We start from the raw sequence: 1,874 nt of genomic DNA on the forward strand, positions 1-1,874 counted from the left end.
ACATTGCTACGCTTCGCTGCTTATCGCTCATCAGGCGAAACCGACCCCTTAACATGATCATGTTCGCTTATCCCTGCGGGGCTAGTTTGTGCTTGTTGCTGGTCATTCGAACGAAACAACCAACGAACAGCCAAATAAAGACCCTCGTAAATAAGCAAGCCAGTTATAACCGCTAAAACCTCACCAACAATCAATGCTTCCAGTAAAGCGTCAAAATCTTCAACTGTAATTTGAATAATGTTTCCCATGTAATACCTCTAATCTAAAATAATTTAACATCAGCACGAGCTACTTCTGGAGAAGCTGTCGCAGCTGCGTAAGGTTTGCACGTTATCAATTTCGAGAGTTGGCCTCTGTTCAATTTCAACAAGCAATCATCAATCCGGTCAAAAGTAATGTTATAAGCCTTGAGAAAGTTTTCATTCACAGAATAAAAACCATCTAAAGCTTGAACCTCGATACTAACTTGTCGTTCGATAGAGCCGTTTTTAATAGCGAAATTCACACCCGTTACAAACGCTTTCTTAATTCCTTCAAACGGAAGAACCTCAGCTATAGGAACATGAGAAAGAACAGTTTTGTCATCAACTTTACTGCTATCCCCACTAGAAGATACATCCCCAGAATTTTCAGCACTTTTATTAGGTGGTATTTTATTTTGCTCAAGAACGGCAGTTGAAGACGTTGTTTGTCCCTCTTCCTCCACCGTCTCAGAAGTTTCAAAATAACGATTGGATAAGTCATAAATTATGTACCCGAAACAAAATATAGATAATAGAAAAATCAAAATAGCTTTAGGGCTACGGAAAAGCGTATTCATTGCTAATTGTTTCTTAGCACTCCCCGTCCCCGTAGATTTGTAAAGCATGAAAGCATCTAGCGGTATTTTTTGACTCGTTAAGTTAATGTCCTTTTTTTTAGGAATAACAGGCGTAGTTACTGCTTTATCATGTTTTAAAATATAGGGTTTTCTTCTTGTCCAGAAAAACTGGTCACGCCCCTTGTGAAAGAAGTTCTGATTAGCACAAGCTTTAATACCTGAATCAATTTGCTTCCAATCTGGTGAAAGCAACTCGATATCCCAATCATATTTTCGATGTCTCATAAATCCCTCATTGAAAGTATGAGGATATATTATTCGACCATCACTATCATATTCAGCAACACCCCTATCATCAGTTTCAGACTCTTTCAAATCATCCATATCAACAGGGTTATGACGAGAATTAAAAAAATGCACGTAATCTTTAGGTAATAAGCCATCACTAGGTGATTGAGTAATGAAATCAGAGAGAGGTTTATATTTAACCTTTCTCATATCAAAGCCGACATTTTTAGAGAATATATCCTGACACTCATCAATAACAATAAGCGCACCAATAGGACACCAACAGAAAAAATGAGTCCAAAGATTAACCCCTGATTCATCCCTAGAGGTAATACGAAAGAGTTTTGATGTACTAGGGAACTTAATGTTAAATCGCTCCTCAATCGACGATAGAGGCTCCATACCCTCGATGTTAGTCACAACAGTCCTACCCGCCTTTAAAGCCAGATAGATAGAGAAGTAAGCCGTATATGCAGACTTGTAAGAGCCATTAGCGCCCGTTCTTATGGTAATAGCCATTATCTAGAGAGCCTCATCACTAAAGCAGTCGTGAAGAAGTTAGCCCAAACCGCTAGACCTTGAGGAACACCAAACTTGAACGCATAAAATCTCAACTCATCAGGTAAAGCATTAAAAGCTTGAGACAAAATGTCATTGAAACCAATCTCCTTTAACAAGATTTGAGCCGAGTTATAAGAGAGCTTAATAAATTCCAATTCAGCTTTTAATTTCATCTTAATCATAAAAATCTGAATGTATGAAAATA

3 protein-coding genes are annotated in these 1,874 nt (G+C 37.9%); all 3 read right to left on the minus strand.

Features of this window, described 5'->3' with window-relative positions:
* Positions 1–20 precede the first annotated feature (20 nt).
* Complete coding sequence (locus A142_RS15955; protein ID WP_019821582.1) at positions 21–248, minus strand: hypothetical protein; 228 nt, start codon at positions 246–248, stop codon at positions 21–23.
* Between the two features lie 14 nt (positions 249–262).
* Entirely contained in the window at positions 263–1,627 is a 1,365-nt protein-coding gene (locus tag A142_RS15960; protein WP_019821583.1) for a zonular occludens toxin domain-containing protein, read from the minus strand.
* Positions 1,627–1,874: hypothetical protein (locus A142_RS15965; RefSeq protein ID WP_019821584.1), on the minus strand; the 248-nt coding region annotated here is incomplete at its 5' end. The genes A142_RS15965 and A142_RS15960, both read right to left, overlap by 1 nt.

It is taken from the genome of Vibrio splendidus 12E03 (genome assembly GCF_000272105.2).
Lineage (GTDB): Bacteria > Pseudomonadota > Gammaproteobacteria > Enterobacterales > Vibrionaceae > Vibrio > Vibrio splendidus_I.

Bases quoted from the DNA above. Each gene is read 5' to 3' on its own strand.
- A142_RS15955 (WP_019821582.1), bottom strand. From the start codon at position 248: ATGGGAAACATTATTCAAATTACAGTTGAAGATTTTGACGCTTTACTG.
- A142_RS15960 (WP_019821583.1), bottom strand. From the start codon at position 1,627: ATGGCTATTACCATAAGAACGGGCGCTAATGGCTCTTACAAGTCTGCA.